The sequence below is a fragment of the Rhizobium sp. 18055 genome (genome assembly GCF_902706285.1).
GTDB lineage: Bacteria > Pseudomonadota > Alphaproteobacteria > Rhizobiales > Rhizobiaceae > Rhizobium.
Genome location: NZ_CACSKD010000384.1, coordinates 1 through 413 on the forward strand (window position 1 = coordinate 1; position 413 = coordinate 413).

General features: G+C 69.7%; 1 protein-coding gene. It reads left to right on the forward strand.

Going from position 1 to position 413, the window contains the following annotated elements; translation table 11 throughout:
• Window positions 1–302: flagellin (locus GVL52_RS32415; RefSeq protein ID WP_280179137.1), on the forward strand; the 302-nt coding region annotated here is incomplete at its 5' end.
• Window positions 303–413 lie beyond the last annotated feature (111 nt).

Below are 413 nucleotides of genomic sequence, written 5' to 3' on the forward strand. Positions count from 1 at the left end.
ACATCGACGTGTCCACGGTGGACGGTTCGACCCGGGCCCTGAAGATCATCGATTCCGCACTGGCAGCCGTGAACGGCCAGCGCGCCAGCTTCGGCGCACTCCAGTCACGGTTCGAAACCGCCATCGCCAACCTGAACACCTCGTCCGAGAACATGTCCGCGTCGCGCAGCCGCATCCAGGACGCGGACTTCGCGGCGGAAACCGCCAACCTGTCGCGCTCGCAGATCCTGCAGCAGGCCGGCACGGCGATGGTGGCCCAGGCCAACCAGCTGCCCCAGGGCGTGCTGTCCCTGCTGCGCTGATCGCGCAGCGGAAGGCGGGGCGCCACGCGGCCTCGCCGCACTCCAGGCGGCAACGGCTTCGGCCGTTGCCGCTTTGTCGCTGGTGGCGGGCGCGGCCGCAAGCGGTGGATT